Source organism: Parasediminibacterium schistidii, assembly GCF_046546515.1.
GTDB lineage: Bacteria > Bacteroidota > Bacteroidia > Chitinophagales > Chitinophagaceae > Parasediminibacterium.
On the sequence record NZ_JBKHKJ010000006.1, the window covers coordinates 99,548 to 119,345 of the forward strand.

Here is a 19,798-nt window from a genome sequence, read left to right on the forward strand (position 1 = left end):
TGTAAAACCTTCGTCAATAATAAATAAAACAACTGTATATCAATGAGTTACACCAAATGTGCAAACTGAAAAATTTGAAAATTTAAAAACAACCCTGAAAGAGCGCAAAAGTGGATGTATAGCAGGCTTTAGGCTAACAAAAGATGTTACTTTCACATGACTGTTCTAGCTTTACTAAGGTCGTTCACATCTGGACACAGATCTTTGGTTAACAAAATCCGTTTACAGGTGGAAACAGGCTGGGTTCTATAAAACACAAAATGGGGCACCCCGCAGACAAAACGGCTAGCAACATGGGAACTTGCTACTGACAAAGCCTTGCTATTTTTATTTTGCATCCATCGTATGTATGATAATATCAAATAATCGGTCGGTATCAACTTTATTTTTATTTTTCAGCCAATTTTCTAAAATATTTGTACTTATTTTGCAAAGCATACTCGACCGAAGCAAGTATGTTTTTTATCTATATATTTATTACCAACTAAGATGTTTATGAATTTTTTTACTAGGATTATCCAAGGCTTGCTGGGTTCATTATTAATTACCTCTTTGTGTTTTGCACAAACAAAGGAGCCTATCAATTGTTGGGCCATGCCAAAAGCTGCGGAGCGTGGCACGTCAACTCCCGCATTGCGCATAAAGCCTAGCCAATATCACCTGATGCAACTAGACACGGTGCAGATGAGGGCTGCTTTGGCAAAAGCGCCACAAGAGTTTAAGGCTGCTGCAAAAGCAGCCCCATTAATCTTGTCCCTTCCAATGCCAGACGGGAAGATGGCTAAATTTAAAATTGAAGCCGTGCAAACAATGGCACCGGAACTGGCAGCCAAGTTCCCGAATATCAAGACTTATGGCGGCCAAGGTATTGACGACCCTACTGCCGCAATTAAGATAGACTTTACAGAGCTAGGTTTTCATGCCATGGTAATGAGTGACATTACCGGTAACTACTTTATCGACCCTGCGTATAAAAACAACAACCTTATTTATCTCTCTTATTATAAAAAAGACTTAAAAAAAAACCAAACTTTTGTAGAGGACGTAAGAAGGACACTCGTAAAAGCAAGTGAGGGCAGGCTTACTACTGCTGCAAAACCACCGGCTGGCAAATGCGTTGGCACAGAATTGCGGACGTATAGGCTAGCCATAGCCTGTACTGGCGAGTATGCAATAGCTGCTACTGGCCTAGCAAAGCCTACCGTAGCCCAAACCTTGTCGGCCATTGTTACAAGTGCAAATAGGGTAACTGGTATTTATGAGAAAGAAGTTGCTGTTCGTATGCAGCTAGTGGCAAATGAAGATTTAGTTGTATTTACAGACACATTAACCGACCCATTTAAAGGAAACAACGATGCCAATACCCTAATTGACGAAAGCCAAACTGTTATTACCAAATATATTGGCTCGGCAAATTTTGATATTGGACATACTTTTAGCACAGGTGGCGGTGGGCTGGCACAAGTGGGCTGCGTTTGCCAAGATGCTTACAAAGCCAGTGGCATTACTGGTAGCCCTGACCCCGTAGGCGATGCGTATGACGTGGACTATGTAGCCCACGAAATAGGGCATGAATTTGGCGGCGATCATACATTTAATGCCAACACGGGTAGTTGCAGCGGTAATGGCTCCAGTACTACCAATGCCGAGCCGGGCAGCGGTGTTACCATCATGGCGTATGCAGGCATTTGTGGCACAACAAACGACTTGGCACCGCATAGCATTGCTATTTTCCATGCGGTTAGTTATGATGAAATTACCAACTACACCAACCTTAGCGATGGCAATACATGTGCAGTTATTACCAATACGGGCAATAACCCTCCAGTAGTAAATGCTGGGTCAGATTATACAATCCCGTTCAATACGCCATTTACGCTAATGGGTGCTGCTACAGACCCGGATGGCGACTCATTAACCTATTGCTGGGAACAAACCAATACAGGCGGCGCTTTTGGCAACTGGACTGCACCTGCGGGCAATGCTCCAATATTCCGTTCTTTTTTGCCTGTTGCTACCCCAGCCCGTACATTTCCTGTAATAAGCGATATAGTAGGCAACAAGACAACTATTGGCGAGCGTTTGCCTGCTTATGCCCGTACGCTGGAATTTAGGCTTACAGCACGGGACAACCGCAACAACGGTGGCGGCGTTTGTTACGATGTAATGAATGTCAATGTAATTAAAACTGCAACGCCTTTTGCTGTTACTTACCCTACGCTGGCAACTACATGGACAGTGGGTGAATTTCAAAATGTTACATGGAATGTTAGCGGTACCAACGTAGCACCCATAAAATGCACAGCCGTGGCAATAGAATTGTCTATTGATGGTGGATATACATACCCTATTACCTTGGTTGACAGTACCGCAAATGATGGCAGCCAGCAAATAACCGTGCCCATCAACATTACAAAAACAGCAAGGATAAGGGTAAGGGCATTGGGCAATATTTTCTTTGATATTTCCAACACCAATTTTACCATACAGTTAGCCACGAAAGCTAGTTTTAGTACAGGCTATGCAACAACGCCAACTACTTGTGTTGGTAACGATGCCACTACTACGCTGAATGTAGCAGCAATTGGGTCTTTTCAATCGCCTGTTACGCTTACGGCAACTGGGTTGCCCGGCGCAACAACAGTAGCGTTTAGCAAAAATACATTTACCCCTGCACAGGATACCGTAGTGCTTACCATCTCCAATACAAGTGGTCTTACTGCTGGAAGTTATAGTTTTACGGTTAAGATAACAGGCGACACAATTACGCAAACACGCACGGTTGCATTTAATGTGGTTAGTATTACTACTTATGCTGTAAGTGCTGTGCAGCCTGCCGCCAACACCACTGGTCAATCTTTGCAGCCAACATTTATATGGAAAGGTGATGCAAATGCAGTTTCTTACGATTTTAGCTTGGCTACCGACTCACTGTTTTCCAATGTTATTAAAACAGCATCTGTAGCAGATAGTTTTTATGTATTGCCCATTACATTAGACCAGTCTACCGAGTATTACTGGAAAATAAGGCCAATAACTTCGTTGTGCGGCGGTATCACAGGGCAATATACCCCAACCATCAGGTTTAAAACGGGGCTTGATCGTTGCCTCACGTTAAAAAACACTACGCCTGTTACTATTTCTACAACGAAATCAGTAACAATTACTTCTAGCTTGGTTGTACCAGTAGATTCTATTGGCACCGTTACAGATGTAAACGTAGTGGGCGTAAATATTACCCATAGCTATATTAGCGACTTAAAAATAAGCCTGATTAGCCCTAAAGGAACAACGGCAGTATTGGTTTCGGATGTATGCGACAGTTTGAAGAACATGAACCTTTCGTTTGATGACGAAGCTGCCATAACCACAGTGCCTTGCCCGCCTACCACAGGTGTAACGGTGAAGCCTGTAGATGCTTTGGCTATTTTTAAAGGCGAGCCTGCTGTGGGTACGTGGAAGCTAAGCGTATTTGACCAATATGCTGGCGATGGCGGCAAATTAAACGCATGGGGGCTACAGATTTGCCGTTTGGCATTGGTAGCATTGCCTGTAAACTGGCAGTCTTTTACTGCTATCAAGCAAAGCAACAATACTGTGCTGCTGCAATGGAAAACGGCAAACGAGCAAAATAACCAGTATTTCTCAGTAGAAAAAAGCGCCGATGGCGTTTCTTATAGCAGCATTGGTACTATTAAAGGTGCAGCTTCCAGCACTACCCTCAATGAGTATATGTACACCGATGCCGAAGCAAATACAGGTGTTGTTTATTACCGTATAAGGCAGGTGGATGCAGATGGGCTTAGCACTTATAGCCAAGTGCTAAGCATAGTGTTTGGCAGCAACCACAAGCTAAGCCTATACCCGAACCCTGCAAGGAACACTGTATTGATACAATCGGCAGAAAAAATGCATCAGGTACAATTGTTTGCCGTGAATGGTAAACTGGTGTACACAGGCAAGCCCAATGCAAACAGCATTACTTTGCCTGTAAGCAATTATGCCGCTGGCACTTATACGGTGAGGGTATTAACAGCTACGGATGTGGTTAACAGCAAATTGATAATACAAAAATAGGAACTTGGTTTTTAAAGTGTAAAAAGGGTTGCAACATTCAATGTTTGCAACCCTTTTTTATTTGATATATGCTTTAAAGCTAATTAATGGTGCATTAATTCCCCTAAACATACCCCAGAAAGCACCTTTTTTGATAATCACCCCCATTACCGATACAAAACTGTACAATAAATGCATTGGCAAGGTATTAGACTTATTGCTTGCATGAAAACGATTATTATTTCAACTTTTTTATTAGTTGCCCTTGTTACAGGGGCTAAAGCACAAACAGATGCACAGCAGGATAAAATGAATGATGCAATGATGGCAGAAAATATGAAAGCTATTAATAAAAGCAGTGCCACTAACAATCGAACTTGGAATGAAAGTAGGTCTAGCAACGTTTTGATGAAAGAGGGTAAGTTGTACACGGAAAAAAATGGTAAGCAGCAACGGATGACACGAAATGTAAAGATGCGCAATGGCACTGATGTGCTTACAAACGGCCTTGTGAACAAGCCAGATGGCTCGCAAATGGGCATGAGGAACGGGATGTTTATAGATATGTATGGCAATATTAGTTACCGCCCTAAATCGAAAAATTAATGCACTAATTTTTGCAAATCTTCATCGTCTTCTATGTTGTGCATTTCCCTCAATATCTGTGGGTAGCGCCACGAAACCCTTGTGCTTGCTGGCCTTACAGTAAATTTCTTGGGGTTGGGCAGGCAAGCAATAATCATGGCCGCCTCTTGACGGGTTAGATTTTTGGCTGGCTTGCCAAAATAAGCCTCTGAGGCAGCTTCTATGCCAAATATACCCTGCCCTGTTTCTATCACGTTTAGGTAAACATCTAATATCCTTTGCTTGCCCCAGATTAGCTCAATCAATAGCGTAAAATATACTTCCGGCACTTTGCGTATATATTTCCATACTCCTTCCCCTTGCCATAAAAACACATTCTTGGCTGTTTGCTGCGTAATGGTGCTGGCACCTGCTCCAGCAGGGCGGTTTTTCTTTTTGCCCTTGCGGGGCTTCATGCTTTTTTCTATGGCTTCTATATCTATCCCAAAATGGTCGGGAAAACGCTGGTCCTCGCTGGCTATGGCTGCAAGCCTAGCATTGGGCGATATTTCAGCATGGGTTACATAATCCCTTTTTAGGCCGTAAACAATGCCATTGCTCAACTGTGTGATGGTAATGGGGGGCATTACCCAGCGGCACATAATTACATACAGCAACGAGGAAATGAACATAAACAGCACAGCCCTTTTTGTAAAACGCCATAGCCGCCATAAGAACGAAGTTTTTTTAACTGGTGAACGCTTGCTGCCCATACTGCAAATAAAAGCACTAATTCAATGGTATTTGTGCTGTTGTTGAAAGCGTGTATTTTTTTCCTATTACAATAGAGGTTGGGTGTGTCCAATGCAGCACTCTTCCTACAAGGAACACGCCCCCGGCAATGCCGAGGTTGGTAAGGTTTTGAGCAGTGCCAATTGACTGCCCTTTCAGCACCAGCCCATTAAATAGATTCAGCCCTATATAAGCAGCAGCCCCAATAGAAAACAACGAGCCGTCTTTTATCATGCCTATGCCCTTTTCTTTCAGCGGCAAAGCGTGGATGTCTGCCAATGCCAGTTTCATCATGCCGTAATGTACCGTGTCTAATGTTGCCACGCCCCAGTAGTTGCCCACTTGCCGCACGGCCAACTGTTCTACAAATAGCGAATCGGTTTTTACTTTTTTTATCCTTCCTTCCACCCATTGTCCATTGCTTAACTGGCATTGCATGTAAGTGCCTACAAAGTAAGATTGTGTTACAATCCCTTTTTTACGCAGCAAAACAAAATCGCCCTGTGCGCTTGCTTCGCTACATGCTGCTGATAAGAGAATAAGGAGTATATATTTCATTTCTGAAAGCAAGGTAAGGGATAGGGGGATATGGAGGGAATAATTTGTTGAGGTGCAGTAATAACTTGACGAAAAAAATTTATTCGCCATCAATGACTAAGCAAAGAATTGGAGGCTAAATCAGTATTTGCTCATCTGAAGCTTTTATAACCCCTTTAATACAGCTTTACATAAGTATCTTGTTCTATCAAAAAGCCTATCCTTTTGCCATCGTTCACCCTGAATTTTGTCTCGAGGCTATTCCTTGTTGCAAAATCCGGCAAAAAACAAATAAAATGCAGGTGTGGTCCAGTAGTCCAGCCAGTTTTGCCACTAAAAGCAATTACATCTCCCTTTTTCACAGTGTCGCCCACTTTTACGCTTGAGCCATTGTATTTGATGTGTGCATACTCGGCAAACGTACCATCTGCATGGTAAATACGCACGTAGTTTGCATATTTTATGCATTCTTGCCGGGGGCAGGATTCTGTATTTTGCTGCACTACCTTTACTACCAGCCCTTCGCGTGCGGCAACTATTGGCGTGCCTTCTGGCATGTTAAAGTCAATTGCATTTTCATGTTGATGGGAAAAACTACCATTGTACCCTTGATCTACTTTGCAGCCCCTGCCTTTTTCAAAAGGCAAGTCATAAGCATAGTTTATATCATATAGTTTTATGGTGGCATCCCCCAAAACAGCCTTGTATTTAAACGAGTACTTTATCTGCGTGCCTGTTTTTACAATGTCCAAATCACCAATCCTAAACTTTTCAGCCTTGGCTGGAATTACAAACACGGTTTTTTGCCCTTCTGAAAAAAGCAAATTGCTCAAGTCTAACCCAATGGAAATGGAAACCGGGCATATTTCATTGTTGCTTGCATACAATATATATCCTTGGTTTTGAGGCTTGGCATCAGCAAACAGGTTAACCTCTTGGGCTTTTGAGACAATAATAGCAAGTGAAAAAAGCATACTAAATATTAGTTTCTTGTAGCAGCGTTGCACTAAAAATATCATTGGCTTTTATTATTTTAGGATAAAAATATATGTATCTGCCAAAGTAATGTAGCTACTTTTACAACTTTATTATTTTAAATTAGTCAAACAAGATTGTTCTACAATAATTGGGAATTTGTGAAGGATGCAGCTACAGTATTCAGCCTTGCCTTAACCCCAAAAAAAATCAACATCAAATGGGATAAAGTATCCCTTCCACATACTGCCCTATTAAACCCAGATTTTGCAGTTGAAATCTATTGTAAGCCCATTTTGCTTATGTAGAAGCCTCCCGCAAAGTAACTGATACTTATAAAATAGCTTTTCTTGAAATACTAACTGAATAGTTACAATAAAATTCACCTTCCTATTTCTTTTAAATAGGCTTGCCAGTCTGCCAGCAACTTGCCCTTTAGCACGCGGGGAAATTTATGTTGCCCGCCTATTTTGCCACGCTGGTGCATGAAGTGCATGAAGGTTTCCTCAGGCAATGGCTCTACAAAAACGGCTTTCAAAGCACTTTTGCGTTCCACGGCATAGTCGTCGTTTAGTTCTTTTAGTTTATTGTCTATAAGTGTTGCTAGTTGAACTTTGTCAACAGCATCGTCGCAGGCCACATACCATTGGTGCGCAAAAAAACTTTCATAAGGTACACCTGCCACGGTAAATTCAGGGATAGATATGTTTAGTTGTTCACTAGCTACCTGTATGGCTTTGTTCATATTGTCAACACTCAAATGCTCTCCTACTAGGCTTAAAAAGTGCTTGGTGCGGCCTGTGATGATAATTTCGCATTTTTCCTTGTCGGTAAACCGTATAGTGTCGCCAATCAAGTACCGCCAGGTACCTGCACTAGTGCTAATAAGTAGGGCATAGTCTTTGCCTTCTTCTACTTCATGTATCATCAGGGCTTCTGGCTTGCTTACCATTTCGCCTTCTGTGTCAAAATTTTTATCGTCAAACGGCACAAATTCAAAAAAAATATGCTCATTAATGATTAGCCTCATGCCTTTTGCATCCTTCCTGTCTTGGTAAGCAATAAATCCCTCGCTGGCCAAATAGGTTTCTATGTAAATAAGTGGTTTGCCCAGCAATTGTTCAAATCCTTTTTTATACGGCTCAAAACTCACGCCGCCATGCACAAAAAAGGTGAGGTTGGGCCATATTTCATGGATGTTTTTTAGGTTGTACTTTTTGATAATCATCTCAAGGCACATCTGTATCCATGCAGGCACGCCCACTAGGAAACTAATGTCCCATTCTGGTGCTTTTTCTACTATTTCTTCCAGCTTCTTGTTCCAGTCTTTTTCCTTGGCAATTTTTTTGCCGGGCTTGTAGAATGGTTGGAACCAAAATGGCGATTTTTTGGCAGTAATGCCGCTTAGGTCGCCCGCATAGTACCCAGCAGAAAACCGTTCCAGCTCTGTGCTGCCACCAAGTGTAAGCCAGCCCTTGCTCAATGCTTTCACGGGTATATCGTCGTAATTCCTCAAACCTAACAACTGCTTTATCATGGCTATTTTATTGCCACGGAGTATATCGTTGGTAATGGGGATGTATTTGCTGGAAGATTCTGATGTGCCAGACGACAATGCATAATATTTTACCTTGCCCGGCCAGCATACATCTGGTATGCCTTCTAGTGTTTTATGCCACCATTCCTTGTAAATCTTATTGTAGTTGTAGGTAGGCACCAACCGCTGGAATTCCTTGCCAATATGTTTGCCTAGCAAAATCTCGTCAAAACGATAGGCCTGCCCAAATTCTGTAAACCTTGCTTTCCTTAGCAGTTTCTTTAACACTTTCAGTTGCATCCGCTTGGGCGTGCTTGGTGGCAGGCCTAATGCTTTGCTAATGTTTGCAGGAACTTTAAAATCTATTATCGCCATCGTTAGCAACAGGGTTTAGTAATATATGCTATGAGTAAATTGCAGGTTTTTAATTACAGTTAACTGGTCAAAAATAAACCAATAAACCAACATGCAAATTTTTATCTATCCCCAAAAAATCTTGTACAGGATTTAGCATGAGAAAAGTGGGAAATTAACCACAAAAGACACAAAGGGTTTACACAAAGAACACTAGGGAAAATGTACTAAATTGGTAGATATTACGTTAGACTTAAAGAACACAAGGATATGCAGAAACCTTGTTCAATATCTGAGATTTTGCAATTCCTTGTGTCTATTTATATGCCTATTACATTGTTTACCTTGTGTTTCCTTATCCTTGTGGGCGTTGTGGTAAAACTCCCCGACAAAATTTAGAATAATAGAAAAACGATTTTAGCCACCCAAATATTTGTAGTTTTTTAAAAGAATGCCCAAGTCCCTCCAGAAATCATAATTCTTGGCATACTGGATATTCAGGTGGCGCAGGGCTTCTTTATTCAAGGGATGGATTTTGTGCAATGGCAACCCATAGCAAGTAATAATATTGGGTTTCAAAGGCGGCAATGGCATATCCAATATGATATAGCCTACCCATGTTTTCTGGTTGTTCAAAACCGCAAAGATATTTTTAAACAAAGCCCACCTTTTTTTTACAATAAACGCTTGCATGGGGAACGTTATAAGCAGGTAAGAAGAAAAGCCAATGTCCAATGCCCTTTTCATCCGTTTATTATAGGGTTCGCTTATCCTGTAAAAACCTTCTGCCACAAGGGTTTCTCCAGTTGTGGCCTTGCTATCGCTGCCTACAATGCTGTCTGTATTGTGGCCAATAAACCGATAGCTAATATTGTGTGGCAGTGTTTGTATCATTTGGATAATGTGGTAGTAAGTCAGGTAGCCCTCGCAAAAAATAAGCTCCCGGATGTTTAGCGTGTTCAGCAATTGCTTTACTTCTTTTATATCGCCAATAGCTTCGCCGTCATCCCCATTTATTTTAATCCTGCCCAATAGCCTCTCTTCCAAGCCTGCATGTTTAAAAATACCATGCACATGTTCGTATTCTTCCGGTGAGCCTATCACTGCTGTCTGCTGGAACTTGTATTCCTCGTCGCTAGGCAATACCCATCCCAACTGGAGCAATACCCACCTGAATATGGTGATGGCAATTGCGGCCGCTAAGCCTCCAAAAACAACTACAGCCCTCGAAAACCGTAAATGCTCGGGCAATAGAGAATACGAAGCAATCATTACCACTATTCCCGAAATGCTTGCCGAGAAGGTTTTGGAAGGCTTGTCCAGTTTGTCGTACATGCCCGAAAGTGCGCCAGTGATAAGGAAAATAATTGCAAATGAAAAAAAAGTAAGTGGGAAATAGCCTTGCGAGAAAGGCTCCCCATCCCTAAAAAAAACAGTCCATTCGTTTTTTATACCCCATAGTGAACAAAAAATAAGTAACGCATCTACTAGCGGGAGGCCAATTTTTAGAACAAATGATTTTAAAAGCGAAATAGATGCCCTGAAAAAAATGGCAGATTGAATCAACAGTGAAAACACGCGGGCTTTGCTGCCAGAATAATGTTTTTGCACAAAAATGCTCATGGCGCTGTAAAACATTTTTACGTAGTTCAGGCTGCCTTTCTTGGTGCTTTCGCCTTTGAAATGGAGGATGGTGCTTTCTGAAAAATAATAATTGTTGAAGCCAGCTTTTTGAATCCTGTAGCTAAGGTCAATATCTTCCCCGTACATAAAAAAATCCTCGTCAAACCCATTGGTTGCTGCTATAGCTTCTTTTCTTGCCATGATAAAGGCACCAGCCAGCACATCTATTTTATGGTTGGCAAATGGATCTAGATGCCCCAGTGCATATTGGTTAAAAATGCGAGACCTTGGGAATATGCCTGCAAGCCCCGTTAATTTAAAAAAAGAAGCGATAGGCGATGGGTAGCCCCTTTTGCTTTCGGGCAAAAAAGTACCGCTGCCATCAATCATTTTAATGCCCAAAGCACCGCAGTCGGGTTGTTTTTCAAAAAAATCAATACATTTAGCAAAGCAATCCTCTGGCAATATGGTATCGGGGTTCAGGAACAAGATATAATCGCCTTTGCAATAGGGCAATGCTTGGTTATTGGCCTTGCCAAAGCCCACATTGTCGCTGTTATAAATATACTTTACAAAAGGGAATTTGGGTTGCAGGTAGGCTATACTATCGTCGCTGGAATCATTGTCAACCACTATTACTTCTATCTCCATGCTGCCAATGGCTTTTTCCACGGAGCATAAGCACTGCTCCAGGAAATACTTTACATTATAATTGACAATGATGATGGAAATAAGCATACGGCCAGTTGTATCGCAAATGCAGTTTTTTAAAAGATTTGTAAAGTAAAGGAAATTGGGAAATAAAAGGGCTTCTATTCACCTAGTGACTAATTCTTTTTTTGCCAATAGTGCCTTTCTGCTAATTGGGGCGTATTTATTAGAGCGAAGTACACAAGCGCCGAGTAGGCAAAGGCATTTCAGCCCAAGCATCTCACAGAACCGTGCGTATAAGTCTCCCTTCACACGGCTCTTGTTATCTAGTCTTTTAGATTATTTCTTTTTGATTGACGGCAATGCTAGCAAAGCGAGCTATTTTAAAAGGGAGTTTTTGTTTTTGCTGAAAACTTTTAAATATGAGCCTTATAAAATTACATAGGTACTTTTTTTCTAGCTTATATCTTTAATTTACTATTTGTGGGATTTGCATCTATTTATTTTCCGATTTGATATATTAGGATCAATCTAAGGAAAGAGCACGATATGATTATTCGGCGTAATAGACAAAATGGTTGATCTTTTTTCAGGCTCCTCATTTTTAAAATTACTTAATCCGGAAGGGATGGCATTGTTATTACAAATCGAATATTTTGATTTTTCCAAAAACCCTAAAGGAGTGAAATTATAGACAATTTCACTCCTTTAGGGGTCGTATAAGGAATATTTGGGATTATTTACTATAACAATACCATCACTTCTGGATCACAAAACCCGACAATAAGTTTAATTTTCTTAAAAGCGATTAACCTGAATATCATAAATATGCTCCCTATAACGATTGCTGCTCGGCCTTTGCAAGCAAAACAGTTGCATAAGCTATCAGCCCTTCTTCCCTCCCTACAAAACCCATTGTCTCAGTTGTAGTGGCTTTGATAGAAATATCTCTTATGCCAATATGCAGTATAGCAGCTATCGCTTCTTGCATTTGGGCTATATACGGTTTTATTTTTGGTGCTTGTAGGCACAGGGTAGTGTCAATGTTAATAACCTTGTACCCTTCGTAGGTGATTAATGCATAAACTCGTTCTAGCAATATTTTGCTGTCTATGTTTTTAAACTCGCCAGAAGTGTCAGGGAAATGCACACCAATATCGCCTAGGCACAGTGCGCCTAACAAGGCATCGCATATCGCATGTAGCAATACATCAGCATCGCTATGCCCCAACGCACCCTTGGAATGTGGTATTTTAATGCCCCCAATCCACAAATCCCTTCCTACCACCATTTGGTGAAAATCAACCCCAGATCCTATCCTCATAAATTATCTTATTATACTGGTTAAATAAAACGTAAAATTGAAACAAATATAAATTTCAATAAAAAAGGAACTTTACCATAAAGCAGGTAAAGTTCCTTTTTTAATATTATTCTCTAATGCTACTTGTCTGCGGTCTTTGCTGTCAAACTTTCTTAGTTACCTGAAAGCGAGCTGGCATCGGCTCCGGCAGAACCACCATCCAAATCGAATGTAACGCCAAACCTCAACGTATTAGACAGCGGGTTTCTTGTAACCCCATTGCCTGAGGATGCTAGATAAGAAATATTGATGGTAATTACATTGTATTTCAATCCTGCGCCAAACGTCAGATACTTACGGCCCCCTTGACTATTGCTCTCGTAAAAATATCCTGTACGCAACGAGAACTGATCGGCGTAGGTATATTCGGCACCTACGGATGCTTGTAGCTTTTGTAATTGATTGCCCCCGTCGCTAAACGAGCTGAACCAGCTATTCACCACGCTTTTACTCCTATATGCAGCTAGGGTTGCAGCATCAATAGTTGAGTCGCTATTCAAACCTGGCACCAGCAATTTATTCACGTCCAAGGCAAAGCTAAACCTATTACCTTCATCAGGCACAATTGTGTACGCAAGGCCCAACCCTAGGTTGGCAGGTATATAGTCTTTGTTTTGTGCATCGTTGGTGTAGCCAATCTTAGTACCCAAGTTAGACAAGGCAACTCCCCAGCTTAAACCTTCACCATTTTCGCCCGGCGCATTTTTAAACAAGGAAATATCGCCGGCAATAGAAGTGCCTGCTTTATAAATAGTTGCATCGCTTCCAGCACTCCCCGAGATCAGGCTGCTATTAATATATTTCAGAGTTACACCCAAGCCTAGCTTTTCACCTAGTTTGCGGGAATAACCCAACTCTGCACTATATTCTTTGGGGTTAGACTTCTGCAAATCATTGCCATTGGCATCCGTAAATTGTATGGTGCCAAGGCTAAAATAACGGGTGGAAAGCGACAATGCATTAATATCGTCTAGTTTGTAGTACCCAGAGGCACAAAGCAGATACACATCATTCAAGCCCAAGTCTTTCAGCCAAGGGGTGTAAGTAAGGCTTACGGCACTTTTATTTTTGGTAAAAGGGGTTTTAGCCAGGTTCCAAAAGGCAGAATTGGCATCTGGGGTTGTGGCAATGCCCACATCGCCCATGCCACCCGCCCTTGCATCGGGCGAAATGCGTAAAAAAGGAACTGCCGTGGTAACAATGTTAATGGAGTTGGTTTGGGCATTGGAGCAAAGCACACCAGCACTTGCTACAAAGGATAATAATACACGCTTAACTGATGAATGTTTCATCTTACTACTTAAATTTTTAGTTTGCAAATAAAGGAAAGAAAACTACAAAAAAACAAAAACTGGAATTTTTGAGGTAATCGTAATTAAGCGTAGAAATAAACCATCAATTTTTTTAGTGTATTAAGATGCAACAATTGTGCTAAAGATGCCTAGTGTTTTTTTTGTAAGAATTTAGATGCAATTATACAACCAAATTTTATTCTAAGACAGCATATTTTAGTTATTCGCTGCCAGCCTATCTCATAAATATTATTCTTTCATCTTTCCTTAACATCTTTTTGTAAGAACCTTTATACTAAAAATTTAGAGGTTAACTAACCCTACATTCAACAAATACTATTTATTTAATATCATTTTATTTTCCAAGTTCACTGAGATTACTAACCCAAAAAAGAAAAAAAGTAAGGGTTTTAAAGCTTATCTTGAAATTAATTGTTAAAAAGAATAATTCTTTTGTTAGCATCTTTTTACAATGCCGATTGAAATTGATTGTTTTATAGAAATTCTCCTATATTCGCAACAGGTAAACTATTTTTTATAAAATTTATACAATAAGAATTCAAAGTATAACTTATGCAAATATTAACAGGTGTAAGAAATTTTGTTTTGGTAGTAACTGCTTTTAGTGGTTTATATGCCTGCAAACACAAAGAAAAATCCACAGTTACAGGTATGACCTATAACGATAAAACAGCAGGTGGTTTTTCGGTAGCCAAACCAAAGGATGTTAAAGTAGCTCCAGGTCTTGTATTTGTACAAGGAGGTACTTTTACAATGGGTGCTACCCAAGAAGATGTAATGTCTGATTGGAACAATATCCCACGTAGGGTTACTGTCAACTCGTTTTTTATTGATAAAACCGAAGTAGCAAACGTACACTATAGGGAGTATTTGTATTGGTTGGAGAAAATGTTTACTGATACACCTAAGTATAACGCCTTGCTGAACGGTGCACGCCCAGACACATTGGTTTGGAGAAGTGCGCTTTCTTATAACGAGCCTTATGTAGAGTATTACTTTCGCCATCCTTCTTACAACTATTACCCTGTGGTAGGCGTAAGCTGGAGGCAAGCTTATGACTTTTGCTTGTGGCGTACAGACCGTGTTAACCAGATTGAATTGATTAAAACTGGCTATGCCGACCCTAAGCAGGATGGCAAAACTCAATTTGGCAAAAATGACGATAACTTTAATACAAAGGCATATTTACTGGGTGAATATCAAATGAAACCAGGACCAAAAACAAAATCGACTAAAAACCCATTAAAAGATGAGAACGGAAAACCAAGAAATCCTAGGTTTGATGATGGTATCTTGTTTGCCGACTACCGTTTGCCAACTGAAGCTGAATGGGAATATGCTGCCTATGGTTATGTAACTGAAAACCCTCAAAAGAAACCTTCCAAACGCCAGCGTGGGGAAGAAAACATCATGAATAAAAGTATTTATGCTTGGAAAGATGATGGCTTTTCTAGCCTACGTTCTACAAAACAAGGGGGCTACCAAGGAGCATTCTTGGCAAACTTTAAGCGTGGCAATGGCGACAATATGGGCGTAGCAGGTGGCTTGAATGACAATGCAGCGATAACCGCAGATGTAAATACTTTTCTTCCTAATGGATTTGGTTTATATAATATGAGTGGTAATGTGAGCGAGTGGGTTGCAGACGTGTACAGGCCGCTTACCAGCATAGAAGCGGATGACTTTAACCCAATACGTGGTAACGTATTTAAAGTGGTTGACAATAGTGCTGGAGCAGGTAACCTAAGGGATAGCTTGGGTAGGATTAAAATGAAATTGCAACCTGACTCTGTTTTGAAAGACAGGAGAAACTACCAAAAAGCATACGCTGTAGATTATATGGATGGCGATAGTGCAAGTGCTGTTGGCTATGGATATGGTGTTACTTCTTTAGTTTCAGACAAATCGCGTGTTGTAAAAGGTGGTAGCTGGAATGATAGGCCTTATTGGTTAAGCCCAGGAACTAGGAGATTCTTAGAGGAAGACCAAAGCAGCAGCACTATTGGTTTCCGTTGTGCAATGACACATTATGGCCCATCAGAAGGTTTGAAAGCAAACACACGTACAGGTAATATATTCCCTAAAAGGAAAGCAAGAAGATAATACCTTAAATAAAAGGATTTATTTCAATATTTTTGGAGCCACTTAATTTTATAATTGAGTGGCTTTTTTTATACTCCAAATCGTAGTTGTAAATTTTATATATACATATTAAAATACGAATACTGTGTACACTATAGAAGAATTATATCATTTATACTTGCAACATCCATCTGTACAAACTGATACAAGGAAACTCCAAAAAGGGGATATTTTTTTTGCGTTGAAAGGCCCTAATTTCAATGGCAATGTATATGCAGCCACAGCCATTGAGCTAGGGGCAGCTTTTGTAGTGGTTGATGAAGAAACAGGAATAAGCAATGAAAAGATAGTTAAAGTAGAAGATGCACTAAAAGCTTTGCAGGCACTTGCCAAGCACCACCGCCAGCAACTAAATATCCCCGTGCTAGCCATCACTGGTAGCAATGGAAAAACCACAACAAAGGAGCTTATAAATAGTGTTTTATCTACCCAATATATTACTTATACCACCCAAGGGAACTTGAACAACCATATTGGCGTGCCACTAACATTGCTGAGTATTAAAAAAGATGCACAAATGGCCGTGGTGGAAATGGGAGCCAACCATTTGAAAGAAATAGAAAGCTATTGCCAATATACTTTGCCCACTCATGGCCTGATTACCAATTGCGGAAAAGCACACTTGGAAGGTTTTGGAGGTGTAGAAGGCGTAAGGAAAGGCAAAGGGGAACTATATGATTTTTTAAGACAGGACAAACACACAGCTTTTGTAAACTGGGACTACGGTTACTTGCAAACCATGAGCAGGGGTATTGAAAATATAATTAAATATGGCAGCACCGAGGGTGAAGTAATAGGCAGCCTGATTGCAAATGAACCTTTCCTAAAAGTAGGTGTACAGGGTAAAACAGGAGTATTGGAAATTGAAACGCAATTAGTGGGCGATTATAACCTACCCAATGTTTTAAGTGCTGTAGCAGTGGGCAGGCATTTTAATATTACAGAAGCTAATATAAAAAAAGCCATAGAAGATTACACCCCATCTAATAGCCGCTCACAATTATTAATTAAAGATAGCAACACCATCATTTTAGATGCCTACAATGCCAACCCTACCAGCATGAAAGCAGCCATTGAAAATTTTGCTCAATTGCAGGCCGAAAAAAAAATTGTGCTAATTGGGGCAATGGCAGAATTGGGGGATGAGAGCATACACGAACATGAAGAAATAATAAAACTACTGGGTAAATACAACTGGGAACAAGTAGTGCTTGTAGGAGGCACTTTTGGTCAAATACAGCACCCATTCCTTTATTTTAGCTCATCACTCGAGGCTAAGGAATGGCTTGACAAACAACAATTTACCAATAGCCATTTACTCATCAAAGGCTCACGCAGTATGCAAATGGAGAAATTGATAAATATTTAGGTAGTAGTTTGTAGTCAGTTTTAAAGCATGAGTAAATTTAACCCTTTCCCCCCAGCAGTGAATGATTACCTTTACAAACAATATATGTATTAGTAATACTTGATATTTTCTAATACACAAGGGATACCATGGAAAATATAAAGAAAAAAAAATCTTACCTGCTTAGCCTGCTTGCAAACAAATGCCCCCGCTGCCGGGAAGGCGATTTATTTGTAAGTAATAAAGCTTATGCTTTAAAGAATGGCCAAAATGTAAAAATGCACGAGAAATGCCCTGTTTGTGGGCAGCCAACAGAGCTGGAAGTGGGCTTTTACTATGGCACTAGCTATGTTAGTTATGCACTTACCGTTGCTTTCTCTGGCTTTTCTTTTGCAGCATGGTTTTTTACTATTGGCTTTAATCTGGAAGACAACCGGATTTTCTGGTGGCTTGGCCTAAACGCATTTGTGCTTTTATTGCTACAGCCTTTGTTTATGCGCATTAGCAGGAGTTTGTGGATTAGCTGGTTTGTAGATTATGATACAGACTGGAATTTGCACCAGCCAAAATCGGTAGAACGCATTGTGCCCGAGCACATGAACAATTGGTAGTTTAGGTTATTTTGAATTTTAAGTTTTGAATTAAGGGCAACAGGATATAGGTTAAATATCTAAACCCTGTTGCCTTTTTTATGCTATTACCTCTTTCAAGGTATTTAAAAGCCGTTCATTCAGCGTATTGAAATCGGTATAGCCCCTTGCAAGCTGATAAAATTTATTTTCAGCAGTCTGCAAAAACACACAAGGGAAGCCAGTAACCTGCAATTGCTTGCACAATTGGAACTCGTAATACGCTTTTTCTTTATATTCTTCACTAGCCAATTTAGCAAGAAATGCTTCTGACTGTATGCTGTATTTTTCTATTAAATGATTGTACGACTCATTGTCTGTCAAATCCCTGCCTTCAAAATGGAGAGCATATTGCAAATCTGCCGCAAAAGCTATTTGCTTTTCGGGATAATATTCTTTAAAGATACACAAAGCTATTGCGGGCTTCTCGCTATTGGGGAACCAATCGCTTAAATCTGGGTTATCGATATGCCATAAATAATCTGCGCCAAACACTACACCTGTATGTTCTTCCACTGTTTTGTATGCTTCTTGTATATAGCCTGCAGTAACACCAATATGTACTGGCTTTTCTGGTAGTACCATGCCGCCGCTCAATACTTCCATCTGCAAATACTGGCTATACTGTGCATCAATTTGTGTAATCACATTGCTAAAACCATAGCACCAGCCACAATATGCATCGTAACAATAAAATAAAATGGGCTTGTCCATACTGCAAAATTAATTGAGCCTTTTATAAACTAATGGGCAATGCCGCCTTCAAATTGTCCCAAAGTACTATCAAATTTGCGCCTGTTTTCACTTCTTCAAAATAGATGGTAAAAGCTTCTACAACCTCGCTGTTCCGTTCTGCAGGCACGTCTGTACGAAGCAGGTCTTTTTTTGAATCGTATATAAAACTGCCCCAGCAATAATTGTCTTTGTTTATAATCAAGGTCCACCTAGCCTCGTTGGGTATGCAGAAAATGGTGTACCTCCCTTTAGGAACGGGTTTGCCACCAATTTTAACGGGTTTAAAAAATTCTACTTCTGTTGCTTCATTTGCACCAAGCCGCCAAACCTCGTTGTATTTTACAAGGCTGTCAAAAATAGTCCTGTTGTTTTTTATAGGGCGGCTATACACTATTCTAGCTACTGGGCCATCTTTTGCCTTGCCATTCAATTTTAGCAATGGGTAATTAGCTGGCCAATAGCTCATGTCCATTGGGCTTTTGTCTAGCTCAGTGGGTTTTTGCTGTGCAGATGTAGCAAAAGCAATGCACAAGCAAACAGAAAACAAAATATAATTTTTCATAAAAAACAACTTTTATAAACGATGCAATGTTTCTAAATATTGTGCCGAATATAGTTTCAATTCGGGAAAAAATAATTTATAGGATTGTTTTAAGTTTTCATAATGCTGCTCAAACAGGCTAAAACATTCATCACCCGATGTTAGGTAAGTAGCTTTGTAAGCAATATTGGCAAAACTTTTTTGTATGCCCCAGTTGTGTTGGTAGTTGTTCAGCCAATTGTTTTGCTTCATGTGGGGCAGCATTTTTGTAAACCTTTCAGGCAATATATTTTCATTGTCCTCCAATACTTGGTATGTAAAATCTGCAAAAACAGCAAGTTTAGCGGGGGTTGCAAATTCATTTGTATCAGTAGCTAGGAAATGATCATAAGCTATGTCCAAGAATGCCCCACAATAAGGTCCTACTGCTGGGCGGAAAAACTGCTTGGCTTTCTTTGTTATGGCATGTGTATCGGTAAAATTATCAATAGCCCTGTGTAGCTTTATCCCTTTTTGAATAGCCAATGGGTAATCGTATTGCTTTTTGCCTTTTATAAAATCACTTATCATATTGCCCACCACGATAGGTGGCTGCTGAAAAGACAAATAAGCATGGGCAAGATAATTCATGCTTTGAA

Annotated in this window: 15 protein-coding genes; 5 read left to right on the forward strand and 10 right to left on the reverse strand. The window is 40.3% G+C overall.

Annotation, left to right across the window (positions count from 1 at the left end; genetic code table 11):
• Positions 1-495 precede the first annotated feature (495 nt).
• Both ACHFIY_RS05110 and ACHFIY_RS05115 read left to right on the forward strand, forming a co-directional pair.
• The gene (locus ACHFIY_RS05110; RefSeq protein ID WP_410844991.1) at positions 496-4,077 is read left to right on the forward strand and encodes a reprolysin-like metallopeptidase; all 3,582 of its coding nucleotides are present in this window, start codon (positions 496-498) and stop codon (positions 4,075-4,077) included.
• A 204-nt stretch (positions 4,078-4,281) separates the two neighbouring features.
• Entirely contained in the window at positions 4,282-4,662 is a 381-nt protein-coding gene (locus ACHFIY_RS05115) for a DUF6799 domain-containing protein (RefSeq protein ID WP_410844992.1), read from the forward strand.
• Here the strand turns inward: ACHFIY_RS05115 and mtgA are convergent.
• The 7 genes from mtgA to porV all read right to left on the reverse strand — a co-directional run bounded on the left by mtgA (position 4,659) and on the right by porV (position 13,744).
• Positions 4,659-5,393 carry a monofunctional biosynthetic peptidoglycan transglycosylase gene (gene mtgA, locus ACHFIY_RS05120; protein ID WP_410844993.1) on the reverse strand — a complete coding sequence of 245 codons (735 nt, stop codon included), beginning with the start codon at positions 5,391-5,393 and terminating at the stop codon, positions 4,659-4,661. The genes ACHFIY_RS05115 and mtgA overlap by 4 nt on opposite strands.
• A gap of 16 nt (positions 5,394-5,409) precedes the next feature.
• Positions 5,410-5,970 carry a hypothetical protein gene (locus ACHFIY_RS05125; protein WP_410844994.1) on the reverse strand — a complete coding sequence of 187 codons (561 nt, stop codon included), beginning with the start codon at positions 5,968-5,970 and terminating at the stop codon, positions 5,410-5,412.
• A 155-nt stretch (positions 5,971-6,125) separates the two neighbouring features.
• Entirely contained in the window at positions 6,126-6,923 is a 798-nt protein-coding gene (locus ACHFIY_RS05130; protein WP_410844995.1) for a M23 family metallopeptidase, read from the reverse strand.
• A gap of 383 nt (positions 6,924-7,306) precedes the next feature.
• Positions 7,307-8,836: a GH3 family acyl-acid amido synthetase gene (locus ACHFIY_RS05135; RefSeq protein WP_410844996.1), complete on the reverse strand. Its 1,530-nt coding sequence runs from the start codon at positions 8,834-8,836 to the stop codon at positions 7,307-7,309.
• A gap of 396 nt (positions 8,837-9,232) precedes the next feature.
• Entirely contained in the window at positions 9,233-11,176 is a 1,944-nt protein-coding gene (locus ACHFIY_RS05140; protein ID WP_410844997.1) for a glycosyltransferase family 2 protein, read from the reverse strand.
• Between the two features lie 748 nt (positions 11,177-11,924).
• On the reverse strand, positions 11,925-12,413 hold the full coding sequence (gene ispF, locus ACHFIY_RS05145; RefSeq protein WP_410844998.1) for a 2-C-methyl-D-erythritol 2,4-cyclodiphosphate synthase: 489 nt from the start codon (positions 12,411-12,413) through the stop codon (positions 11,925-11,927).
• A 152-nt stretch (positions 12,414-12,565) separates the two neighbouring features.
• A complete protein-coding gene (gene porV / locus ACHFIY_RS05150; protein ID WP_410844999.1) occupies positions 12,566-13,744 on the reverse strand; it encodes a type IX secretion system outer membrane channel protein PorV in 1,179 nt (392 codons plus the stop codon).
• Positions 13,745-14,317: 573 nt separating this feature from the next.
• On the opposite strand from porV, the gene ACHFIY_RS05155 reads away from it, so the two are divergent.
• The 3 genes from ACHFIY_RS05155 (at position 14,318) to ACHFIY_RS05165 (ending at position 17,866) form a co-directional block, all read left to right on the forward strand.
• Positions 14,318-15,868, forward strand: a complete 1,551-nt coding sequence (locus ACHFIY_RS05155) for an SUMF1/EgtB/PvdO family nonheme iron enzyme (protein ID WP_410845000.1) — start codon at positions 14,318-14,320, stop codon at positions 15,866-15,868.
• Between the two features lie 124 nt (positions 15,869-15,992).
• Complete coding sequence (locus ACHFIY_RS05160) at positions 15,993-17,276, forward strand: UDP-N-acetylmuramoyl-tripeptide--D-alanyl-D-alanine ligase (protein WP_410845001.1); 1,284 nt, start codon at positions 15,993-15,995, stop codon at positions 17,274-17,276.
• 128 nt (positions 17,277-17,404) lie between these two features.
• A complete protein-coding gene (locus tag ACHFIY_RS05165) occupies positions 17,405-17,866 on the forward strand; it encodes a DUF983 domain-containing protein (RefSeq protein ID WP_410845002.1) in 462 nt (153 codons plus the stop codon).
• A gap of 78 nt (positions 17,867-17,944) precedes the next feature.
• Here the strand turns inward: ACHFIY_RS05165 and ACHFIY_RS05170 are convergent, their stop codons facing one another.
• From ACHFIY_RS05170 to ACHFIY_RS05180, 3 genes are read right to left on the reverse strand one after another with little or no spacing between them, the layout of a single operon-like run.
• Complete coding sequence (locus ACHFIY_RS05170; protein WP_410845003.1) at positions 17,945-18,598, reverse strand: DsbA family protein; 654 nt, start codon at positions 18,596-18,598, stop codon at positions 17,945-17,947.
• 22 nt (positions 18,599-18,620) lie between these two features.
• Complete coding sequence (locus ACHFIY_RS05175; protein WP_410845004.1) at positions 18,621-19,181, reverse strand: DUF2911 domain-containing protein; 561 nt, start codon at positions 19,179-19,181, stop codon at positions 18,621-18,623.
• Positions 19,182-19,193: 12 nt separating this feature from the next.
• A complete protein-coding gene (locus ACHFIY_RS05180) occupies positions 19,194-19,790 on the reverse strand; it encodes an acyl carrier protein phosphodiesterase (protein ID WP_410845005.1) in 597 nt (198 codons plus the stop codon).
• Positions 19,791-19,798: the final 8 nt, after the last annotated feature.